Origin of the sequence: Thermogemmatispora tikiterensis (genome assembly GCF_003268475.1) — a bacterium.
Lineage (GTDB): Bacteria > Chloroflexota > Ktedonobacteria > Ktedonobacterales > Ktedonobacteraceae > Thermogemmatispora > Thermogemmatispora tikiterensis.
This window is the reverse complement of sequence record NZ_MCIF01000002.1, coordinates 5,269,257-5,290,409: the sequence shown is the minus strand read 5'-3', so window position 1 is coordinate 5,290,409 and position 21,153 is coordinate 5,269,257. Positions and strand designations below refer to the sequence as shown.

Genomic DNA, 21,153 nt, shown 5'->3' with positions numbered 1-21,153 from the left:
ATGTAAAGGATCAATTAAGAAATAGGGAGACTGCCGCCCAGGCCGATGCTGCTCTGTCATGGGAACAAAGAGGGTGAGCACGGCCAACGCTATCGGAGCGGCAGCCCTGGGACCGCAGTTCGCGGGGTGTGTGCTTCAGGCTATTTTGAAGGATATGCTATCTCTTATCGCCTGGTGAAGCTGTGGGAGGTGGCAGCAGAGGATCTGCTGCGTCTCGATCTGCCAGGCATCTGGTCACTGGCCCTCTTTTACTTGCACCTTATCCGCTTGCTCTTCTTTTCTACCCGTCCGCCAGTATCGTGATCTCGCTCTCTTCAGCATTGAGGCCCTCCGGTCGCATAAAAATCAAGACCTCCAGCGGCTTAATATCCGTACCGGTGGCAATTATATCGACCGTCACCACAATCCGCGGCGTCAGCCGGTTGCGGAAGGCCGTGATCAGATCTTCAGGTCTCGCCCCTGTCGTCCGACAGGTAATCTTTCGCACGTAATCATTAGCGCTGCAGCCCTCACGCAGAATCTCCGGCATGAACTCCTCGCGCGCAATCTCCACAATCGTATCGGCATGACTATCATCCTTGGCAAAGATCAGCGTCTTGGGCACCTTCGTGCGCTCCGGGAAGAGCTGGCGGTAGCTATCGCGATAGGCACGAATAATGGTACGGATCGGGTCCAGTGAGACCACCTCGCGATCAAGTTGCTCTGGATAGTAAACCAGCTCATCTTCAAGTTGCTCCCAGCGCACGGCGCGCGTCCGCCGATCGCGCAGGCCCACCACTAAGGATCGAGTAGAGGCGCTGGATGGTGGTAATACAGACGCTGGCCGCCCGATCGATAGCGTTATGCGTGAGCAGCTGCACATTGTACAGCTCACCAAACCTGCGCTTGCTGTCAGGAGTCACATACTGCAAAAACTCATTGAGGGCCTGACGCCCCAGATTCGCGCGATCAACCAGAAAGAGGACACGCCGCGCCCCACCGAACTTGAGCAGACGGTAAATGCTCGCGACGGCGGTGTAGGTCTTGCCACTGCCAGTCGCCATCTGGATCAGCGCCCGCGGACGGTTATCGGCAAAGGAGCGCTCCAGGTTAGTGATAGCCTCATACTGGCAATTGCGCAGGCCAGTGCGGGCTAAAGGCGGGAGGCGCCGCAGCCGCGCGCGCAGCGTCTCGTTCTCCTGCTCCGGCTCCCCCTCGGGGGCCTGTTCCAACCAGTCTGCCAGCGTCTCGGGCCGATGAAAAGCAAAGACTTGCCGACTGCTGGCCACAGGCTCCAGATAGTTGGTAAAGCGCGTCTCGACCCCGGTAGACTCGTAGACGAAAGGAAGGGGCTGGCGCGCTGCCGGCAGATCAGAAGGAGCCCAACAGGAGCAGGCCCGACTGAAGGTGGTGCCTGCCATCAAACTGCTGTGGGTGGTAGATCAGGCGAAGAGAAAGCCGGGTCGGGCATGGAGCAAACAGAGAGGCAAGGCTGCCCAAACAAGATCTTGCATCGCCCGCCGTCGAGCACGGCCAGCTTGCGCCCCAGGATCTCCACCGCTTGACAGCCTGACGATAACATAGCAGCACAGGTAAGATAATGCAGCATAGCACAGAACTGGCACAACAGTCAACGGGCAGCGAGTTACTAGCAGCCCCAGGAGGTTTCCCCGGGTGAGGGGTCCCCACAATGAGGTGGGTCCCCCTCATTTACACAGCTCCCCCTCGACACAGTACGCCCGGTCTCAGAGACGTCCGCGAGGCCGGCAAGCGCGATCAACGGCCCTCGCTCCTGTGAGGGTTCCCCTCCCAGGCCACAATGCAAACGAGGTAGGTAGCCTTGCGCTTGTCCTCTTGACACAGCGATGGGTAGAATTACTTATGGCGAAATCGCGCCACGTCTGCAGGAAAGCGGAGTGTTTTTTTTAGTGCATCGACCTCAACAGAGATAAGGAGCCAAAGAAGTATGGCAATAGAGGAGAGGTCTTCAGCGATCAACGCGAGCGCCCTGCAGGCGAATCTGCGCGGGCAAGTGATCCAGCCAGGCGAGGCCGCCTATGAGGCCACGCGCCGCGTCTACAACGCCATGATCGATAAGCGGCCAGCCCTCATCGTACGCTGCGCCGACGTGGCCGACGTGATCACTGCCGTCAACTTCGCCCGCGATCATGGGCTGCCGCTGTCGATCCGCAGCGGCGGCCACAACGCCAGCGGATTGGGAATCTGCGACGATGGATTGGTGATCGATCTATCCCTTCTGCGCTACACCCACGTCGATCCCGACCGACACACAGCGCGCGTTGGCGCTGGCTGCACCTGGGGCGACGTCGATCACGCCACTCATGCCTTCGGCCTGGCCGTGCCAGCGGGGATCATCTCGACCACCGGCGTCGGGGGCCTGACGCTCGGCGGCGGCCTGGGCCACCTGACACGCTCCTATGGCCTGACGATCGACAATTTGCTTGAAGCCACAGTTGTGCTGGCAGACGGCAGCGTGGTGGTGACCAGCGAGCAGCAGCAGCCTGATCTCTTCTGGGCCTTGCGTGGCGGCGGCGGCAATTTCGGCGTTGTCACTTCGTTCCTGTTTCGCACCCAGCCAGTCGACACGGTTTACGCCGGCCCCATGCTCTGGGAGTTAGAGAAGGCGCCCGAGATTCTCCGCTGGTACCAGAACCTGATTACGACCGCCCCCGAGGATCTCAACGGCTTCTTCGCCTTCCTGACTGTGCCGCCAGGCCCACCGTTCCCAGAGCATTTGCACAATAAGAAGCTCTGCGGCGTGGTCTGGTGCTACACAGGTCCACTGGACAGGGCAGAACAGACCTTCCAGCCGATCCGCCAGTTCCGTCAGCCAGCACTGGATCTTGTAGGGCCACTCCCCTTCCCCGCGCTGCAAAGCATGTTCGACGCGCTCTATCCACCTGGCCTGCAGTGGTATTGGAAAGCGGACTTTGTGAAAGAGCTGAGCGACGAAGCGATTGGCCTGCACACGCAGCATGGCTCTCAGCTCCCAACACTGCAGTCGACGATGCATCTCTACCCGGTGAATGGGGCCGCCAGCCACGTGAGCAATAACGCCACTTCCTGGAGCTACCGCGATGCCACCTGGGCCGAGGTGATTGTGGGAGTCAGCCCCGACCCTGGCCAGAAGGAGACGATTACTAGTTGGGCACGCGCCTACTGGACAGCTCTGCATCCCTACGCCGAGAGCGGAGCCTATGTCAATTTCATGATGGAGGGAGAGGGCAATGAGCGTGTCCGCGCCGCCTATCGCGAGAACTACGAGCGACTCAGCCAGGTGAAGCGGCACTACGATCCGGCTAACTTGTTCCGCATCAATCAGAATATCCAGCCTGCTGTCTAGGCCAATCTTCCTGCAGACCTGGGACCTGAGATCAGCATCAGTCAAAAGCGGCGCGCAGGCCAGGCGAGTAGCATTCTCGGACTGCACGTCGCTTGTCATTGACTTTTCCCCCCTACTTCTCCGCTTAGCGAGCGTGAAACCTGCAGATCAGATCAGACTGGCGCCCCACTCACAGCAAGAGCCAATCCCCCCCGTCTGCCCCCCATTGGCTGTAGCCAATCGACCCCCGGGCAGATAAAATTTCCACAGGCACTCTTGCCAGCGATCCCGATCGGACTCGGTCACCCGCTCTTCACCTCCGATCCAGCCAGATAGACCAGCAGCAACTACGCCACGGAGCGACCTATCCCGCCCTGTGACGCCAGACAATTTAATTCACTGTTGTATCGTCTTGTTCACCTTTTACTTTATCAGCATATTTAAAGAGCTATGCAGAGAAAACAGGCAAACACTTTTGTGAGTGAAGATCATCTCGCTATCGCCAGTGACTCTGGCGGGTCAGGCCCAGCAGCAGCCCGGCAGCGCCCGGGCAGCCTGCGCCCTGTCGATCGGCTGGGCATCATCCTGGCCCTGCTCGCCCTCTACATTATCTGGGGGTCCACCTACCTGGGCATGCGCCAGGCGCTGACCAGCTTCCCGCCCTTCCTCATGGGTGGTCTGCGCTTCGTCTGCGCCGGCACCCTGCTCTATCTTTTCCTGCGCCTGCGCGGCGAGCCGCGGCCCAGCCCGCGCCAGTGGCTGGCTGGAGCCGGCATCGGCGTGCTCATGCTGGTCGGCAGCAACGGTATGGTTGCCTTTGCTGAACAGTGGGTCGCCAGTGGCCTGGCCGCCATTGCCCTGGCAGCCGTCCCTCTGTGGACAGCGCTCTTCGCCGGTCTTAGCGGGCGCTGGCCGCGACGCCTCGAATGGCTCGGCCTGCTCATCGGATTCGCCGGCGTCATCCTGCTCAACCTGCAGAGCGGCCTGCGAGCCAATCCCCAGGGGGCCATCGCCCTCCTGATCGCCCCCATCTGCTGGTCCCTCGGCTCCGTCTGGAGCGCACGCCTGCCACTGGCCTCCGGCCTGATGGCCAGCGCCACCCAGATGCTGGCTGGCGGCCTGGCCCAGCTCACCATCGGCCTGCTGCTGGGCGAACGCCCCAGCCTGCCACCCGCTCCCGGAGCGCTGCTGGCGCTCATCTATCTTGTCGGCGCCGGCTCTCTACTCGGCTATTGCGCGTACGGCTACCTGCTGCGGCGCGTCCGGCCCGCTCTCGCCACCAGCTACGCCTATGTCAATCCTCTGGTGGCCGTTTTCCTGGGCACCCTGTTCGGAGGCGAACAGGTCTCGCCCCTCGAACTGCTGGCTATGCTCATCATCCTCGGCAGCGTAGCCCTCATCTCTCTACAGCCGCGCCCGGCTCCTGCCACCGGCCACAACAGCGCCACCATCGCCAGCCAGGACGAGCCACGGCAGCTCAGTTCCCTGCGGACCGATGGCTAGCAGAGAGCCAAGAGCCAGAACCATACATAAGAGAGGAGAGAGGAGGAGGCCAGGGAAATAAGACGGGGATCAAACGGGGATCAAACGAAGATAGCTCTGAATGAGGGCCAACGGCGAGCGAGGCCGGCCTGGCCTCGCTGCCGGGAGAGGCCTCTCCTCAGCAAGGGGTCAGTCAGGGATTGGCGCGCAGGAAATTCTCGATCTCCTCCAGGTCGTTCGGCGAGAGACGGAACTCCGCCGCGCCGATTAGCTCGCTGATCTGCTCAGGTCGGCGCGCCCCCACAATCGCTCCGGTCACCGCCGGATGGCGCAGTGTCCAGGCAACAGCCACCTCACCCGCCGTGCGCCCATAGCGATAGCCGATGTCGCCCAGGAGCTTGGCCAGAGCGAGATTGCGCGACAGACGTGGCTCCTGGAAATCGGGATGGTGCTTACGCCAGTCGTTGTCGGGCAGAGCCGCTACCCGCTCCCTGGTCATGCGCCCCGTCAGCAGACCGGAGGCCATTGGTGAATAGACAATCACCCCAATATTATGCTGCTGGCAATAGGGTAGAATCTCCGCCTCAATCTCGCGATGAATCAACGAGTAGGGCGGCTGCAGCGAGCTGATCGGGGCAATGGCCCGCGCCCGTTCCATCTGAGCCACGTTGAAGTTCGAGACTCCAATGTAGCGCACCTTGCCGGCGCGCTGCAGATCAGCGAGCGTACTCCAGCCCTCCTCGATATCCTCATCGGGCACCGGCCAGTGAATCTGGTAGAGATCGATCACCTCGACCCCCAGGCGGCGCAGGCTGGCCTCGGCTTCACGGCGAATCGAATCGGCCTTGAGCACATTGCGCACCTGCCCATTGCTGGTCTCATCCCAGACAAGCGAACACTTGGTAAAAATGTACGGGCGCTCGTTGGGAGCACGCTCGCGCACGGCGCGCCCGACAATCTCTTCCGAGTGTCCCAGACCATAGGCGGCTGCTGTATCGATCCAGTTGATTCCCAGGTCCAGAGCCTTATGAATCGCCGCCAACGAGTCCGCATCATCCTGTGGACCCCAGCCAAAGCTCCAGTTGCCGCCCCCAATCGCCCACGTCCCCAGCCCCAGCGGCGTGATTTCCATATCAGTGTTCCCTAAGCGTCGCTTCTGCATAGACACTCCTTCCGCAACCTGTTCACCATCTCAACTGCTTTGTGGTCGGTGCTCAGGAGGCCCTCACAGCCCCTGGCCTTCTCATCTTATGCCAAAGGAAGCCCAAAACGCAAACTCAGGCAAAGAGCCTGTTTGTAGGGAATGGAATACGCCGGGAACACGGCCAGCCGTGGGCCAGCGAGCGAGAGCCTGGCCCTATCAGGAGGGCAACAACCCAGCCCAGCAGCCGTTTGCTTGAAAGGCAGAAAGCGGAGTCGGCGCGTACTCAGGCGAATGAATGAGCACATGGGTAGTAAGCGAGGGGGCGAGGGAACGAGTGAGCGTGGCAGGAGGAAGCAGGAGCACGACCTCGGCTGCACTCCTCCTGGCCTGGCCTCACTCCTGCAAGTCCGGTAATGGCAGCCCCAGCAGCTCCTCCTCTAGCTGCTGCCAGACCAGCAGCTCCGCCTGCGTTACTTTCAGTGGGCGGTCGTTCAACGCCGCCTCACGCATCAGGGCCGCCACCCGTCGCTGGAAATGCTTGAAATGTTCCTCTTGAACATGCTCAGGAGGCATGGTCTGCAGGTCAATCAGCTGCAGCTCATAGAACTCATGCGGCTCAAAGGCCAGCGCCAGGAGATCTGCATACTCCTGGACCAGCCGACTGCGCCCAGGCGAGAAGAAGTCAGGTCGCGTGCTGGAGACCAGCAGGCCCCCAGCCACACAGCTGGAGCGCAGAATAGGGGCAATAGCACAGCCCACCTCTCCCTCGATCGGGCGCGCCGGATAGTAGCCCTGATCGCGCATCAGGTCCTGAATCACGATCAGCCTCCCCTGGGCCACTGTATAGCCGGCGAGCGACTCCGCTCCCAAAAAGCCCGCTTTCTGCTCGACACTGCTCTGCCAGGGACCAGTGCCTATGCCCACCCTCTTGCGCAGGCTGCGCACCTTGCCAGCTGGACCAGAGGGCGGCATGCATTGCACCACCGTAATCGCAATGCCAACCTGATGGGGATCAAGCTGCCCAATCGCCTGCTGGAGAATCAGGCTGGCGATGGACCAGAAGCGCAGCATGGCCAGCGCCGTGGCATGCGTATTGAGGACACGAGCATAGAAGGCCGAGGGGATCTCTTCCTCTTCCAGCTCCAGCATCGGCTCCCCCAGATTGGCAAGGCCAAACTCTTCACCGAACGCTTGCTGTAGCTCCGCCCGATACTGTGGGAGAGCTTCAGCCAACAACCTCAGATTCTGAGGACGGGGCTGCGACTCTCCTTCAGCCCAGCGTGTCAAGGTCAGCGGTGTGACTCCCAACTTGTTGGCCAGCGTCTGTTTCTGCCGCGGGTCACTAATGAGGCTTGCCAGCAGTTCCCGCCAGTTTCGGCTCTGTTGCATCTAACTACCTTGATCCTTTGAAATAGTGGGTGGATACTGATTGCGCTCTTGCCTGATAGCAAAAACTGAGATCCTTCGGATAAGGTGCCAGTGGTAAAACAATCCCCTCTCGCAGCGGCTCCGCGTGGTCAGAAATATTGACAGCGGTTGTAATTATACCACAATTCGCCCAGGGGAGAACGATAGTTGTGAAGACTCAAGGTCTGAAAAGCGGCATTTAGGCTATCTAAACAGCGAGAAGAGGCTGGGAGAACCGCTGCCCAGCGGAGAGGAAGCGAGCAAGCAAACGGGCCAGCAGGCTCAGCCATCCCCAAAACCAGGGACCTTTGCGCTGCTGGACAGGGACCCAACCACGCTACGCCGACATGCCTTGCTGATCCGGGTGGATCGCTCGCCAGCCTCCGCGCTATCGACGCAATGGGCCAGGTCCCTGGCCAGCTCACTCAGGCCCCAGGGCTTCCAGTAACATATCGCCTTCTTCAGGAGAGAGCCGCCCCTCAGCGATCATGCGCAAAATCGCCTCACGCTCTCGTTCAGGCTCGGCGGCAGTTGCAGCGGGATCAGACGAGGACTCGACGGCTGGCTGGGACTGCGCTGCTGGATGCAAACCGGACTGCTCTGGCGGCTGCTCAGCAGAAGCAGTCGGTTGCTGCGGCGCTGTTTCGGAAGCAGGCTCCGCAGACTGAGTGGCAGACATTTCCTCCTTTGACGCAGTTGCGGGCCTCCGTGAGGCGCGCCAGCGCTCTTCAGTTGATGAGGCCAGGCCCAGGTTGCGCAGAGCGCGCTCGACAGCCTCCATCGCCCCCGCCACCCCTTCCGCCGCCGCCCTCTGGGCCTGATCGAGCATGCGATAAAGACGCTCGGGGTCCATTTGCCACTCACGTTCCTGGAAACGCAGACGTACTCGCGGCCCGCCATCCTGGGGCCAGAAGCGGGCAAAGCGGCGCTCCCAGGCTGCGGCCCGCTCCTGCGCACGCCGCGTTTGCTCTTCCAACATGCGCAACACCTCTTCAGACCAGCGCACGCTAGACTCCCCTCCAGCCTCAGCCAGCTCGCGGGCCAGGTCCTGAGCCAGGCGCGTCATCTCGCGGGCCAATTCCTGACCCAGGGTTGTCATGGTTCGACCGAATGCTTTCATCTCTTGCTCGAAGTCCTCCCAGGACCAGACGCGGGAGTCAAAAGCTCCCTCACTCGTGCGGGGATGATCTCCCCCCTGGAGACGCAGGTCTTGAGCGACCCGCAGGTCCACCAGCGCGTCGCCCGAGCCATAAACCAGCGAGAGCAGGCGCGTCTCACCCAGTTCCTGGCCGAGACCGGCGCCACTGACGCTGCCGCCGACCACAGCTCGCAGCGTGAGATTGGCCTGTGCCGGCAGCGAAAGCACTGCATCGCCATTCACATTCAAACGCGTTGCTGAGCCTGGTGGGAAATCCGCCTGCAACGAAAGATCTCCCTCCACGGTCCCAATCTCTAGAGAAGCATGGACCCTTTTTAGGACGGCATCAGCCAGCACGTGACTCACCCTCAGCTGGCCTGCCACCTCGCGACAATCGAGATCGCCACCGACACGCCCGAGTTCTACCCCACCGTTGATATCGCGTAGCACCGCGTCTCCCTCAACGCTGCCTACGTAGACCTGAGCAGCGCCGAGCAGCTCCAGGTCGCCCTTGATCTGGCCAAGTACCACCCCGGTATCGCCGCCTCCCTGCACCAGGGCATCACCTCCGACCCGTCCACAACGTAACGAAGCAGCAACAGCAGGCAAACGCAGATCACCGCCGACGGAGCCAAGCAAGACCGTGCCCCCCCCTTCCACAACAAGGTCGCCAACCACCGCGGAGGCCTCCAGCCGCTCGACATCTCTGACCCGCCCCTCGCCCCTGATCTCACCGCGGACTTGCACCAAGGGCACCGCCCGCACTCTCAGATCACCAGCCAGACGACCAAGTATCAGGGCTTCAGTCAGACGCTCTACTACCAGATCCTGGAGCGCCTCCTCCAGCTCACAGCGGCGAATGCCCTGAACGTTTCCGTCACCAGCAAGCCGGCTCACCGAGAGGACAGCGTCTGCCGGCAACCAGAGCTTCAGATCGCCGCGACAATCGCCTATCACCAGACTTTCCTCGTCTTCATGCGCCAGCCTTGTCTCCAGGGCGTTGTCGCTCTCGATAAGTACACGCTGAAACGTATCAGGACGCACAACCAGATCGCCGCTGATGCGGCCCACCCTGATCCGTGGCTGGGGGCCAACATTCACTGTTTGTCGCATAAGGCAGCCTCCTTAAGGCGAACAAAACCCTCCCTCATGAGCGGAGCAGCAGCCCATCAGCCAGCAAGAGGACCGAGTCTCCGCTCATTGCATTCAGATCATCCTGCGTCTAGCCAGCTGGTACCCAGGGCCTGATCAGCTCAGCCAGGCGCTGCCTTGCCTGGCTGCACGGCGCACACCCCTTTAGCGTTCCTCCAGGAAAATCTCTACACGCTCATTCTCCTCTAGATCCTGGAAGTCGAGCAGACGCCCAGTGGAGGCCTGAGCGATGGCATGCAGGAGTTGCTCCAGCGCACTGCCGCTAATCTGAGGAGCCAGGCGGGTTGCCAAGCGCAGGCCCACCTCGATAAGCTCCACCGGGATCGTCACACTCGTCCGGGGACGGTTCAGGAGCAGATCGGTCACGCGAATATGTACCAGGCGTTGACGCGCCCTGGCCCGAAGGGGAGGCGCGGTCTCCGCCGGCGAAGCCAGGGCATCAAGCAGGCGCGCAGCTTCAGCGGCGCTGACCTGACCAGCCTCAACCAGACGTAGAATACGATCACGCTCCTCAGCGGGAACTGGCATCTGACTGACCTCGCAGCAGGCGCATTGCTTCCTCAACGGTGATCTCACGCGCGGCCAGGCGATCGAGAATCGCGCGCCGATCGATACTGGGACGCGGTTCACTCTCAGGCGGTCCACCAAGAGCAGTCACAATCTCATCCAGGCGGTTACGCGCCGTATTGTAGGCAATATCCAGCTCACTGGCCAGCTTCTGAATATTGCCGCGATTCTTGACCAGGCGCTCTACAAAATCAAGCTGCTCGGGAGTCAGGCGCCCGATCCAGCCAAGGCTAAAGCGTCCCTCGATCACCACACCGCTCTCGGGGCACTCCAGTCGCGTCACAATCAGCTCTCCGCCGCTCACAGGGTCTCTGGTTATCAGCCTGTGCATGCTTCTCTCTTCTTCACCGGGGCGATCATCTCCCCCCGGGCCTCCTAATCCAATTTCCCACGTGGACAACGTGGACCAGGAACAGACCACCGGTCCACCCCACAGGCCGGCTTGCCCACCTCCGCTTATGCATCGCGTCGATCGACCGGCCCGCTGTGGGAATGGCTGTGCGTTTCTGACAGTGATTTTAGCACAATCGCTCAATTTCGTCAATGTCTATGGCAAAAATACTCCTAACACTGGAGATATATACCATTATTGATGCCATCTCTACCAGGCTCGCCCTCTAAGATGAGCAGAGAAGTGATAATTACGCATTTATACTGATGCCACGAGCGTTACTGCCTCCCGCTCAGCCCGTCACAATTCAGCGAAGCCGCCCGGCAGAGTCGGGTGAAAGCGGCCCCGCCTATTCTCCGGTGTAACCTTCTCCCCCGTCCAACCAGGCGACTAGCTCTCTCATCAGGAGCACCGTTATGGAAGACACCTGTTTTTCTCATCCTAAATCCTTCTCAAGGACTTCTACTACTGAAAGTATTTCTATCGCGAATCCATCCGATAAGCGAACCGGCTATTCGCTTATCGAGAGTCTCTCTCTCTACCGGCCTCTGTTGAGAGGTGAGGGGGCCAGGGTCACGTTGCTGGCCCTGGTGGCTCTGGCCCTGGGTCTGTACCATCTTGGTACGCCCAGCCTCTGGTTCGACGAACTGCTCTCGGTTTCACGGGCCTCGCAGCCGCTGCCAACGCTCTGGCACATCATTACCACCAGCCAGCCCAATATGATGCTCTACTATCTGCTGCTGCATGTCTGGCTCCGGCTGACAGCCTTGATGGGTTTCCTCCCAACGGAAGCCATTGTGCGCCTCCCCTCGGCCTGGTGTGCCGCCGTGGCTGTCGCGCTCGTTTATCTGTTGGCCCGGCGTTTCTTCAGCCCTTTCCTGGCCTGCTGCGCTGCTCTACTCTATCTCGTCAGCAACCTCCAACTCTTCTACGCCCAGGACGCCCGCGCCTATGGCCTTCAGCTGCTTCTTCTGACGCTCGGCTGGTACGCGCTGCTCACGACGCTGCAGCGACCAGAGCGCTGGCGGCGCTGGCTGCTCTGCTATGTTGTGGCGATGACCCTGGCCGTTTATACCCATTTCTTCAGTTTGTTAATTTTGTGTGCTCAAGGGATCGCGCTGCTTGGTTTGCTCGTACTGCCAACGCCCTGGCGCACGCCAACACGCCACCTGCTGGGTCCACTGGCACTAAGCCTGGCTACTATTACGCTGTTAGTGACACCGATGCTGATCCTGAGCCGGGTGGGAGCGCAGACGGAGTGGATTCCCATTCCGGGGCCACGCGACCTGCTGCACCTCTTCCAGACTTTCGCTGATCATGGCCGCGTCTATCTGGCCTTGTTGATAACGCTGAGCCTGTTGGGCCTGGGAATCGGGGTCACCAGTCTCTCGGGCCGCGGGCAGGCTTTACTGCTGAGACTGGCATTACTGTTTCGCTCCAGCTCCGGGCAGAGGGCTGCGCAGGCCAGACAGCAAGTGCAAGACGATCAGCAGTTGGCCGCCTTTGGCTTTGTTTTGCTATGCTGGCTGCTTATCCCCACAGTGCTGAGCTACGCGATCACCCAGGTCTCTATTCATCTCTTTCTCGATCGCTATCTGGTCTCGGTGCTGGCGGCCTTCTTCCTGCTGGCAGTGGCGGGCCTGAGCATGCTCCCCTGGCGACTGCTGCGCACAGCCCTGGCCCTGCTGTTGCTGGCGCTCGCGCTCTATCATATGCCTTACTATTATGCCCACGCCGAGCAGGAGAGCTGGCGCCCTGCCGCTTTGTGGGTAGCCGCCCACTATCAGGAGGGCGACGGACTGGTCTGCTATGATAACGGCCAGGGCTGCGCTCTGGCTTTCGAGTACTATTTCTCGCTGACGCCAACGCTGGCCCACTTCGATAGCGATTCGCCCGGCGCCTTTCACTGGGTGGATTACGATCTTTTGCCCTACAACGTCGCTCGCGTGACCCTGGGGACCGATAAGGCCAGCCAAGCGACCGATCCTTCCGCGCTGGCGGCTTACGCCAGGCACCATGCACGCCTCTTTTATGTCGCCGCACGCTTACCAGACGCGGCAGCCGTTCAGCGCGCCCAGGCCAGCGTCGCCTGGCTCTCCACCCACTACCACCTGCTGGCCTCTTTTGCCACCAGCACCGCTCATGTCTACCTCTTTGAGACGGCAAGCCAGGGCGCAAGATGCGTGACGACCCGCCAGCTCACGTCAAACTGGCCTTGACAGGCCGTCACAACGGGCCGTATAATTAGAGGAGCAAATCCGAGTGTTAGAGTAAGGATTAATCGAGGTGGCGCTGTTTCCTCATGTGTGAGGCAGGGGTCTCGACGCCACACTGAGGTGATGTGACATGAGCACGCAAGAAATCTTCGGTACAGCCGAGCCGAGCTACACCGCTGGCTTCCATGTACCTGAAAATTACGCCTTCAAGTCGAAGAAGGGGCTGAGCCGCGAGGTCGTTGAGCAGATCTCGGAGATGAAGGGTGAGCCTGAGTGGATGCGCCGCTTCCGTCTCAAGAGCCTCGACCTCTTTCTGAAGCGGCCTCTGCCTACCTGGGGTGCAGACCTCTCGGGGATCAACTTCGACGATATCTACTACTACATTAAGCCCGTCAGGGAACAGGGCCGCTCGTGGGACGAGGTACCGCCCGAGATTAAGGAGACCTTCGATCGCCTGGGCATTCCAGAGGCGGAGCGCAAGTATCTGGCCGGCGTGACGGCCCAGTACGAGAGCGAGGCGGTCTATCATAAGGTCCGCGAGGATCTGGAGAAGATGGGCGTGATCTTTATGGATATGGATAGCGCCCTGCGCCTCTACCCAGACCTGGTGAAGGAGTACTTCGGCACCATCGTTCCGCCCTCCGATAATAAGTTCGCTTCGCTCAATAGCGCGGTCTGGAGCGGCGGCAGCTTTGTCTATGTGCCGGAGAATGTGCGCGTGGAGATTCCTCTCCAGGCCTACTTCCGCATCAATGCCCAGAATATGGGCCAGTTCGAACGCACGCTGATTATCGCGGAACCCGGCTCGTATGTCCACTACGTGGAGGGCTGCACGGCTCCGGTCTATTCGACGGATAGCCTGCATAGCGCTGTGGTGGAGATCATCGTGAAGCGCGGCGCTCGCGTGCGCTATACGACGATCCAGAACTGGTCGAAGAACGTCTACAATCTGGTGACGAAGCGCGCCGCCGCCTACGCCGACGCGACGATGGAGTGGGTCGACGGCAACCTGGGTTCGAAGGTCACGATGAAGTACCCCGCCGTCCTGCTGATGGAGCCGGGCGCACGCGGCGATATTCTGTCAGTGGCCTTCGCCGGCGACGGGCAGCATCAGGACGCTGGCGCGAAGGTGACCCACCTGGCCCCCTACACAACTTCGCAGATCCTCTCGAAGTCGGTCTCGAAGGGCACAGGCCGCGCCTCCTACCGCGGGCTGGTGCGCGTGAACCCGGAGGCCCACCATACGAAGTGCAGCGTGCGCTGCGACGCCCTGCTGCTGGACGAGCGGGCACGCACCGATACCTATCCGACGATGCGTATCGAGAATAATGAGACGGAGATCGGCCACGAGGCTACCGTCTCGAAGGTCGGTGAGGATCAGCTCTTCTACTTGATGAGCCGCGGTCTGGACGAGTCGGAGGCTTATTCGCTGATCGTGAACGGCTTCATCGAGCCGATCACGAAGGAGCTGCCGATGGAGTACGCGGTGGAGCTGAACCGCCTGATCCAGCTGGAGATGTCGGGCAGCGTCGGTTGATACCATCTGCTCAGCTCACCTCGCGCCCGGCGCGTGGCAGAAGCTGTCGGTCGAGGGCCATCGCCCACCCGCGGCGATGGCCTTTTTCTCTGGTTCGTTCCCCTCTACAGGGCCAGACTCTCCTGAGCAGGCGGCGAACGAAGCGCAGGCCAGGCGCCAGAAGCAAGCAAGCAAGGTCGCGATCTAGGGGGCGATGCCCTCAAAGACAGCATCGATGAGCCGCTCGATGATTTCCTCGTTGAGGGGTTGCGGCTGCGACGGCGCCAGAGGACCAAGCATGAGGTGGTAGAAGAGGGGACCGGCCACCAGATCGATGACGAGCCAGGGGTCAAGGTCGCGACGCACTTCGCCGCGCTCCTGGGCCTGCTTGATCAGTTCGATAAACTGCTGCAGGCGCGGCACAAAGAGACGCTCAACAAAGGCACAATAGATCTCGGGGTTGATGTGGACCTCGCCAAGGGCCCGGAAGAGCAGCCGTTGCAGAAACGGATTCTGTTGGATAGCCCGATAGGCCAGGGTGTAGATGGCAATGAAGTCGCGCCGCAGATGACCGGTGTTGATGACCGGAATGTCGGTGCAGATGCGATGGGCGGCTTCCATGACCAGCTCTTCCTTCGAGGACCAGCGGCGGTAGATGGTGGCTTTGCTGACGCCAGCGCGGGCCGCGACGCCTTCGATGGTCATGCCCTGATAGCCCTCTTCGGCTAGCTCTTCTAGAGTGGCCTGGAGGATTGCCATGTGTGCCTGGGCGCTCCGTGGCCGCCCAGGCCGCCGTTGTACAGACTCGGACTCAGATTCGGGTACGATCATGAGACGGCTGCCCCTCCCTCGCTTCCATTGTATTAGGTGACTCGCAGAGCGTCAAGCCTGCCCCTGGTACTGACTCTCCAGATCCCGACACGCCACACCGCCGCGCTGCTGATCCAGCAGCAAGCCATTCACCTTGTCCAGGCGTTGACCCTCGCTTTCAATTTAGATACGAAATAGCATCGTTTCGTTATTAGCCTCGCACAGTGGAGGGCAACAGGCAATAGTTCCATATCCCTGGCGAGGAAAGTGGATGGCCAGCCTTCTCTGTCTCTCAGCTGCGACTGATCTCTGCTATTCGCTCAACCGACTTTAGAAAGCGCTTGCGGCCCATACTATTGCTGAGCGTCATGCCGGGTAGCAGCGCGTGTGAGACAAAGGCGCGTGGCCTGCCGGCGGCATCCACTTTATAGACGCCTGTGTAGCGACTCCAGCAGAATGGGGCGATGTTTCCCAGGATTATTTCGAACACCAGCGGCGGAACAGCCAGATCTAGCTGATGCGCCAGCAGGAAGATCAGAGCGAGTACTCCCACTACTGTTTGCACCAGCATACCCAGCAGCAGATACAGGTGAACAGCACAACCAAGCAGCTCACCATCGCGCACCCAGTAGCGATAGACAACGAGCCGACGATCGTTTACCGGTTGCAGCATAGCTTTTCCTGCCCTCCTGCTCTTTCTATGCCCAGAGGGAGCGCCCACGCTGGCATCAGCCTTTGAGTGATCAGCCTGGGCACTCCCTGGCTCCTCCTGGTAGGTAATAAACGCGCTGGGAGTCACCGGCTCCAATTCTCCTCTCGCGCCGACAACGACGAGCAAGCAGTGCACCGTTGACTGAGAGCAGGGCGCTTACCAGAGAAAGGAGGCAGAGCACAATGCTGGGGCCGACAGCCCTGCTACCATTCCGCCAGCGGCCTCGCCTCCGAGAGGAGGAAAGGATGGACCTCAGCCCCAAAGTAGCGACGGAGGCCATTTGTCATCTCCTCCAGTACCGCCTGCGCTATTTGTGGGCCGACCTCGCCCAGGGACTCGGAAACGAGGAAGACACGGCGCGTCTCAGGGGTGATGAGCGCAGTGCGCGACTGGCGCCAGACAAAGTGACGGGTGAGAATGGTCTGGCCATCGGTATAGGCTACTTCACCGACCTGCACCGGTTGCGGCTCCTCTTCGCCCAGGGCGATGAACTGATCCCCTTCGCGCGTCAGACGCAGCTCCAGCGGTCCGCGCACCTCTTTCAGGTCGAAGCCGCCGACAGGGAGAACGTAGCGCAAGGAGATGGCGTTATAGAAGTCAACCAGGCCGTTGATGCTAAACGGCTCTCCGCCCTTGAGGGCACGCCGCAGCAGGGCCTCAATTGAGCTGGGGAACTTACTGGAGACGCCGATTGCCCGCAGACGCTCGCGCCAGGGCTGTACATGAGGATGCGACTGGGCGTTGCCATAGGCGGCAGCCTCCTGGCCAGCTCTGATCCAGGCAAGCCGCCATTCCTCACTGACCGCTGGCGGTATGCGGCTGTTATCCAGGCCATCGGCGACAACGACAGCCAGGGAGAGGCCGGGGAAATGGGCAAAGATGTCGCTGTGAATCCTGAATTGCAAGAGTCAACACCTCGTCTAGTCAAGAAAATCCTGGGGCAAAGATTATAGACCTCTCTGGCCAAGAGGGCAAGCACCGGGCCATGCCCAAGGAGAGGAGCAAGCTGACAGGCAGAATTATCCTTGGAGGGGCAGGAATCAGCGACGTCTATCATGATGGGAGGCTCTCTGCGAGCCAGCAGGAGCACAGATCAGAAAGCTGTCTCAATAGAGCAGCGGAAGGCTGTTTTCCCAGCTTAACGAGAGAGAAGGGAGAAGACATGACATTCTGGATCAACATTGTCCTCGCCCTTGTGGGCATACTGATAGCGCTCATCTCCCTGCTCCTTGGACGGCATGCTGCTCCAGTGCGCACCCCCGAGGAGTGCGCGCTCATACGCGAGCAGCTGATCGCCTCCGGCATCTCACCCCGCGTGGCCGAATACGTCGCCCAAGGGAAGCGTCTTGAAGCTATCAAGGCTTATCGCGAGGAGACGGGCCAGGGCCTGAAGGAAGCCGTTCGCTATATCGACCAGCTCTTCAAGTAAGTAAGAGGGCAGGCTGAGCTGGCGACTGGGGAGCCAGCCCCGCAGCACCCCATACCGACGCTAGCCAGGAAGCCAGACTATCGATCATCTCATCTGACTTTGGCGATAGGGCAGCAGCCTGCCATTGTCCTGACAGGCCAGGCGGTCTGTCTGTAAAGTTGAGATGCCCTGGCTGACCTTGCCATTCGGCAGAGAGGACAGTCCAGTCAGGCCAGCACCAGTGCTGAATGAGGCCGGATCAGTACTTGTCTCTCCTCGATAGGAGAGCAGGCAAGGCAACTTGCAGAGAACGTCGGCGTAGATATATAGTGAAGAGCAAACAGCCCAGCACAGAGCACAGCGCAGACGACAATCGTGCTTCAGGAAGTGGCTCACTGAGCGATCTGCGCAGTGTCTTTCATCGGCTCAGTCAGCTCGGCCCGGGCGAAAGGAAGCATGGTGGCTCGTTGTCTCAATCCACGTGGAGGACACGACAATCCCGAGAGCGCCGTCTCCTGCCGTCGCTGCGAGTTTCTTATCGAGGGAGCGCGCGTCGGCAACTACCAGATTACGGCCTTCATTGGTTCGGGCAGCTACGGTCATGTCTACCAGGTGCGCGAATCGGAGCCGCTCAGCCGCACGCTGGCCCTCAAGGTCCTGCGCTTTGACCAGCTCAACGACAAGGCCCTCGGTAGCTTCTTTGACGAGGCGCGGCGCATCGCTACCCTGCAGCATCCCAACATTCTCCCCGTCTACAGCTTCGGCCAGCTAGAGGACGAGCGCCCCTATCTGGTAATGGAGTACGCGCCGCAGACCATCTACGATCTCTTCCGCAAGGCCGACGGCAGCCGGCGCCCTGCCTTCGCCGAGGAGCTGCTCCCTTATGTAGAGCAGGCAGCCCAGGCCCTTTACTACGTGCACCAGAATGGACTGATTCACCAGGACGTCAAGCCAGGCAACCTGCTCATCGGACGCAATGGGCAACTCTTGCTCTCAGATTTCGGTACCACTTTCTACCTGGGCATGCAAACCCACGCCTCGCTCGGCGAGGTGACCGGTACCGCCGCCTACATGGCCCCCGAGCAGTGGCAGGGCAACCCGCGCCGCGAGAGCGACCAGTACGCCCTGGCCATCTGCTGCTACGAGTTGCTCACGGGGCGTCTGCCCTTTGCCTTTAGCCGTCTGGAAGAGATGTGGCGCGCCCACCTGCACGAGCCGCCGCCGCCGCCACAGCAGTGGAATCCGCGCCTGCCCGCCGAGGTCGCCGCCGTTCTCCTGCGGGCCCTGTCCAAGGATTATCATCAACGCTACCATGACACGCAGCAATTCGCCAGCGCCTACGCCGAGGCCGTCGCGACCGCCTTGCAGCGCTATGTCTGCGAGCGCTGCGGGTTCCAGAACCGCAGCGGTGCTCAGCGCTGTAGCAACTGCGGCGCCGACTACGACGACCGCACCTGTCCCTACTGCCATGCCCCGGTGCGCTTCGGCCAGCGCTGCTGCTCGGCCTGCGGGCGCCTGACCATTCCACCGACGCTCGTCCGCCACAGTCCTTTACTCGGCATCAGTATCCGCCAGGGACGCTACGACATCAAGCGCGTCCTCAAAAGCCGCGAGGAGACGCGCGTCACCACAATGGTCGCCACCGATAACCAGGCCAATGGTGCAGAGGTAGTGCTCAAGCGCTGGGAATGCACCGACTTCCCGCTGGCCCGGCGCGCCCAGGAGCTGGCCTACTACGACCGCGCCAGCGAGGCCCTGGCCCGTCTGCGCCACCCGCTCGTACCCCAGGTGCGCGAGCGCTTCGCCGAGGGCCGCCACTACTATCTGGTCCTGACCTACATCGACGGCGAGAGCCTGGAGGAGCGCCTGCAGAAGTTGCTGCGTCCCCTGCCCGAGCGCGAAGCGGTGACCTGGCTCTATAGCGTGCTCAATATTCTGGCCGCTCTGGAGCAGCAGCAGCCACCACTCTATCACTTCGATATCTCGCCCGCGAACATCATCATCGAGCGCCAACGCAGGCGCACCATGCTCACCGGCTTCCAGATCCCACCTCCACCGCTCGACAGCCCACCCGGTAGCCGCAGTCAGCATCGCACGACGCGCAAGCTGGCGCTCTCACCCTACCTGCCGATCAAGGATCGGCGCTACGACCGGCGTACCTGCATCTACATGCTGGCGGCCAGCATCCACCACGTTCTTACCAACCAGGGGCCGCCGCACTATCCGGCCTACCCACCGGTGCGCCAGCTCAATCCCGCGGTCTCGCCAGAGCTGGAGGCGATTCTGGCGCGAGCCTTACAGGAGGAGCCTGCTGCTCGCTACCAGACCTATCAAGAGATGCAGCGCGCGCTGAAGCCTCTGCTGCCCTAGAGCGAGAGCAGCATCGGCACCCAGCCCACGCGCTGCCCTGAGACTGCCCTGCGGCCTCACCTGCGCCGCTAGTAGGCCACGGTGAAGCGCTGGCGCACAAAGCGAGGCTGCTCCACTTCGTCGAGCAGCGCCACCGCGTAATCCTCCATTGAGATGCGGCTCTCGCCCTTCTCATTAGTTACCAGCTGCTCGGTTCCCACGCGATAGCGTCCCGTGCGCTGGCCCGGCTCGATAAAGGCCGCCGGACTGAAGTAGGTCCAGTCGAGATCAGCCCCCTGCTGGCGATAGATCTCCAGAGCCTCGGCAGCGGCGGAAGCAATGGGACGCCAGCCCGGTGGGAAGTCAGGCGTGTCCATCAGGCGCACACCGGGCGCCACCTCCAGGCTGCCAGCACCACCCACTACCACTAAGCGCTTGACACCCGCTCGCTTCAGCCCCTCGATGAGAGCCTGAGCCGCCTGCACGACCATACGCGGGTCTTCCTCTCGATCACGTGCCGGTCCCACCGCACTGATCACCACGTCGTGGCCGCGGACCAGCCGCGCCACATCGGCAGGGTCAAGAACGTTGCCCGCCTCAAAGCTGAGGCGTGGATGACTTAGAGCGAAACGCTCGGGGCGACGCGCCACCCCTTTGACTTCGTGACCTCGGTTGAGGGCCTCCTGGACGATACGCTGACCAATGTTACCAGTTGCCCCAAAGACAACGATCTTCATGAAAAGGTCGCTCCTTTCAGTGGCTGAAGAACCCTGCGCCACTCCCGTGGAGCTGCAGGGTTGCGCTCTGGCTTGCTCAATCTGTAACTGTGATAGTTCTCAATGCAAGCATAAAAAAGGACTCCACTAGGCCGGCGACGACAGCTCCCCTTCCTGAGCGGTCTCCAGCACCTGGGCGATAGTCTGGCGCGCCAGCACGTCCTTGAAAGCAGCCTCCGCCTCGCCGAAGTAGTTCAGCAGAGTGCGCTGAATATTGCGACCGATGAGGCAGTCGGGATTCGGCATGCGATGATGCAAAGCCAGCAGAGGACCAGCTCCAACGGCCTCATAGACATCCAGCAAGCTGATGCTGGCGGCATCGCGTCGCAGGCGCCAGCCACCACCGACTCCCGGCTGCGAGGCCACCAATCCGGCCCGGCTGAGCAGACCCAGAATGCGGCGAATAAAGACCGGGTTCGTATTGACACTGCCGGCAATGCGCTCGGACGTCAGCGGATCTGCCTCGCTTTGCTGAGCGAGCAAGGTCAGAATATGGACAGCAACGGCCAGACGTGTATCTCGCGTAGTCGCCCTTCCTCCTAGTGACAGCCTATCCGTAACTAGTATAGTTGCGGACAAGTGCCCCTGTCAAGGCCAGGCCCGGCTTCTCCGATCTGGCCTGGCAGAACGGCCCGGAAAGGGGAGAAAGGCCAGTGTCACCCGCCTGACCGGCGCTCCCCAAACAAAAGAAAAGGGAGCAATCTGCCTGCTAGCGACTGCTCCCACTGGGACAGTAGTGCGTGCGGACCCTGCTTGCGACGCG

The 21,153-nt window shown here is 61.1% G+C and carries 18 protein-coding genes; 6 read left to right on the top strand and 12 right to left on the bottom strand.

What is annotated here, in order from left to right:
- Window positions 1–280: 280 nt before the first annotated feature.
- Together A4R35_RS24830 and A4R35_RS24825 are read right to left on the bottom strand one after the other, a co-directional pair.
- Window positions 281–745, bottom strand: coding sequence for a helicase-related protein (locus A4R35_RS24830; protein WP_146747297.1), 465 nt, complete (start codon window positions 743–745; stop codon window positions 281–283).
- Window positions 726–1,400: a DEAD/DEAH box helicase family protein gene (locus tag A4R35_RS24825; RefSeq protein WP_112432945.1), complete on the bottom strand. Its 675-nt coding sequence runs from the start codon at window positions 1,398–1,400 to the stop codon at window positions 726–728. Before A4R35_RS24825 ends, A4R35_RS24830 begins: the two co-directional genes overlap by 20 nt.
- 545 nt (window positions 1,401–1,945) lie before the next feature.
- Here A4R35_RS24825 and A4R35_RS21135 point away from each other — a divergent pair.
- Window positions 1,946–3,343 carry an FAD-binding oxidoreductase gene (locus A4R35_RS21135; protein WP_112432943.1) on the top strand — a complete coding sequence of 466 codons (1,398 nt, stop codon included), beginning with the start codon at window positions 1,946–1,948 and terminating at the stop codon, window positions 3,341–3,343.
- Between the two features lie 456 nt (window positions 3,344–3,799).
- Window positions 3,800–4,825, top strand: coding sequence for a drug/metabolite exporter YedA (yedA, locus tag A4R35_RS21130; RefSeq protein ID WP_223258437.1), 1,026 nt, complete (start codon window positions 3,800–3,802; stop codon window positions 4,823–4,825).
- Between the two features lie 172 nt (window positions 4,826–4,997).
- Here the strand turns inward: yedA and A4R35_RS21125 are convergent, their stop codons facing one another.
- From A4R35_RS21125 to A4R35_RS21105, 5 genes are all read right to left on the bottom strand, one after another.
- Complete coding sequence (locus A4R35_RS21125; RefSeq protein WP_112432939.1) at window positions 4,998–5,966, bottom strand: aldo/keto reductase; 969 nt, start codon at window positions 5,964–5,966, stop codon at window positions 4,998–5,000.
- Window positions 5,967–6,341: 375 nt separating this feature from the next.
- Window positions 6,342–7,337: a helix-turn-helix domain-containing protein gene (locus tag A4R35_RS21120; RefSeq protein WP_112432937.1), complete on the bottom strand. Its 996-nt coding sequence runs from the start codon at window positions 7,335–7,337 to the stop codon at window positions 6,342–6,344.
- 439 nt (window positions 7,338–7,776) lie between these two features.
- Window positions 7,777–9,606: an SHOCT-like domain-containing protein gene (locus tag A4R35_RS21115; protein ID WP_112432935.1), complete on the bottom strand. Its 1,830-nt coding sequence runs from the start codon at window positions 9,604–9,606 to the stop codon at window positions 7,777–7,779.
- Between the two features lie 183 nt (window positions 9,607–9,789).
- Window positions 9,790–10,173, bottom strand: a complete 384-nt coding sequence (locus A4R35_RS21110; protein ID WP_112432933.1) for an SHOCT-like domain-containing protein — start codon at window positions 10,171–10,173, stop codon at window positions 9,790–9,792.
- Window positions 10,157–10,543: a DUF2089 domain-containing protein gene (locus tag A4R35_RS21105; RefSeq protein ID WP_112432931.1), complete on the bottom strand. Its 387-nt coding sequence runs from the start codon at window positions 10,541–10,543 to the stop codon at window positions 10,157–10,159. The genes A4R35_RS21110 and A4R35_RS21105 overlap by 17 nt, the downstream gene beginning before the upstream one ends.
- Before the next feature lie 476 nt (window positions 10,544–11,019).
- On the opposite strand from A4R35_RS21105, the gene A4R35_RS21100 reads away from it, so the two are divergent.
- Window positions 11,020–12,822 (top strand): glycosyltransferase family 39 protein, encoded by a 1,803-nt coding sequence (locus tag A4R35_RS21100; RefSeq protein WP_112432929.1) that lies wholly within the window; start codon window positions 11,020–11,022, stop codon window positions 12,820–12,822.
- Window positions 12,823–12,949: 127 nt separating this feature from the next.
- The gene (gene sufB, locus A4R35_RS21095) at window positions 12,950–14,356 is read left to right on the top strand and encodes a Fe-S cluster assembly protein SufB (protein ID WP_112432927.1); all 1,407 of its coding nucleotides are present in this window, start codon (window positions 12,950–12,952) and stop codon (window positions 14,354–14,356) included.
- A 183-nt stretch (window positions 14,357–14,539) separates the two neighbouring features.
- Here the strand turns inward: sufB and A4R35_RS21090 are convergent, their stop codons facing one another.
- From A4R35_RS21090 to A4R35_RS21080, 3 genes are all read right to left on the bottom strand, one after another.
- Complete coding sequence (locus A4R35_RS21090; RefSeq protein ID WP_189362139.1) at window positions 14,540–15,094, bottom strand: TetR/AcrR family transcriptional regulator; 555 nt, start codon at window positions 15,092–15,094, stop codon at window positions 14,540–14,542.
- A gap of 343 nt (window positions 15,095–15,437) precedes the next feature.
- Complete coding sequence (locus A4R35_RS21085; protein WP_112432923.1) at window positions 15,438–15,818, bottom strand: hypothetical protein; 381 nt, start codon at window positions 15,816–15,818, stop codon at window positions 15,438–15,440.
- Window positions 15,819–16,060: 242 nt separating this feature from the next.
- Window positions 16,061–16,762 carry a B3/B4 domain-containing protein gene (locus A4R35_RS21080; protein WP_112432921.1) on the bottom strand — a complete coding sequence of 234 codons (702 nt, stop codon included), beginning with the start codon at window positions 16,760–16,762 and terminating at the stop codon, window positions 16,061–16,063.
- A gap of 257 nt (window positions 16,763–17,019) precedes the next feature.
- On the opposite strand from A4R35_RS21080, the gene A4R35_RS21075 reads away from it, so the two are divergent.
- A complete protein-coding gene (locus A4R35_RS21075; RefSeq protein WP_112432919.1) occupies window positions 17,020–17,286 on the top strand; it encodes a hypothetical protein in 267 nt (88 codons plus the stop codon).
- A gap of 435 nt (window positions 17,287–17,721) precedes the next feature.
- On the top strand, window positions 17,722–19,635 hold the full coding sequence (locus A4R35_RS21065; RefSeq protein ID WP_112432915.1) for a protein kinase domain-containing protein: 1,914 nt from the start codon (window positions 17,722–17,724) through the stop codon (window positions 19,633–19,635).
- Between the two features lie 68 nt (window positions 19,636–19,703).
- On the opposite strand, the gene A4R35_RS21060 is transcribed toward A4R35_RS21065, so the two are convergent.
- Together A4R35_RS21060 and A4R35_RS21055 are read right to left on the bottom strand one after the other, a co-directional pair.
- Entirely contained in the window at window positions 19,704–20,351 is a 648-nt protein-coding gene (locus A4R35_RS21060) for an NAD(P)-dependent oxidoreductase (protein WP_112432913.1), read from the bottom strand.
- Window positions 20,352–20,477: 126 nt separating this feature from the next.
- On the bottom strand, window positions 20,478–20,969 hold the full coding sequence (locus tag A4R35_RS21055) for an Rrf2 family transcriptional regulator (RefSeq protein ID WP_223258436.1): 492 nt from the start codon (window positions 20,967–20,969) through the stop codon (window positions 20,478–20,480).
- Window positions 20,970–21,153 lie beyond the last annotated feature (184 nt).

What these genes read in the sequence shown, in the direction of transcription:
- sufB (WP_112432927.1), top strand. Translation starts at nt 12,950, where the DNA reads ATGAGCACGCAAGAAATCTTCGGTACAGCCGAGCCGAGCTACACCGCT.
- A4R35_RS21075 (WP_112432919.1), top strand. Translation starts at nt 17,020, where the DNA reads ATGACATTCTGGATCAACATTGTCCTCGCCCTTGTGGGCATACTGATA.
- A4R35_RS21115 (WP_112432935.1), bottom strand. Translation starts at nt 9,606, where the DNA reads ATGCGACAAACAGTGAATGTTGGCCCCCAGCCACGGATCAGGGTGGGC.
- A4R35_RS21065 (WP_112432915.1), top strand. Translation starts at nt 17,722, where the DNA reads ATGGTGGCTCGTTGTCTCAATCCACGTGGAGGACACGACAATCCCGAG.
- A4R35_RS21105 (WP_112432931.1), bottom strand. Translation starts at nt 10,543, where the DNA reads ATGCACAGGCTGATAACCAGAGACCCTGTGAGCGGCGGAGAGCTGATT.
- A4R35_RS21135 (WP_112432943.1), top strand. Translation starts at nt 1,946, where the DNA reads ATGGCAATAGAGGAGAGGTCTTCAGCGATCAACGCGAGCGCCCTGCAG.
- A4R35_RS21085 (WP_112432923.1), bottom strand. Translation starts at nt 15,818, where the DNA reads ATGCTGCAACCGGTAAACGATCGTCGGCTCGTTGTCTATCGCTACTGG.
- A4R35_RS21090 (WP_189362139.1), bottom strand. Translation starts at nt 15,094, where the DNA reads ATGGCAATCCTCCAGGCCACTCTAGAAGAGCTAGCCGAAGAGGGCTAT.
- A4R35_RS21125 (WP_112432939.1), bottom strand. Translation starts at nt 5,966, where the DNA reads ATGCAGAAGCGACGCTTAGGGAACACTGATATGGAAATCACGCCGCTG.
- A4R35_RS24825 (WP_112432945.1), bottom strand. Translation starts at nt 1,400, where the DNA reads ATGGCAGGCACCACCTTCAGTCGGGCCTGCTCCTGTTGGGCTCCTTCT.
- A4R35_RS21120 (WP_112432937.1), bottom strand. Translation starts at nt 7,337, where the DNA reads ATGCAACAGAGCCGAAACTGGCGGGAACTGCTGGCAAGCCTCATTAGT.
- A4R35_RS21110 (WP_112432933.1), bottom strand. Translation starts at nt 10,173, where the DNA reads ATGCCAGTTCCCGCTGAGGAGCGTGATCGTATTCTACGTCTGGTTGAG.
- A4R35_RS21060 (WP_112432913.1), bottom strand. Translation starts at nt 20,351, where the DNA reads ATGAAGATCGTTGTCTTTGGGGCAACTGGTAACATTGGTCAGCGTATC.
- A4R35_RS21100 (WP_112432929.1), top strand. Translation starts at nt 11,020, where the DNA reads ATGGAAGACACCTGTTTTTCTCATCCTAAATCCTTCTCAAGGACTTCT.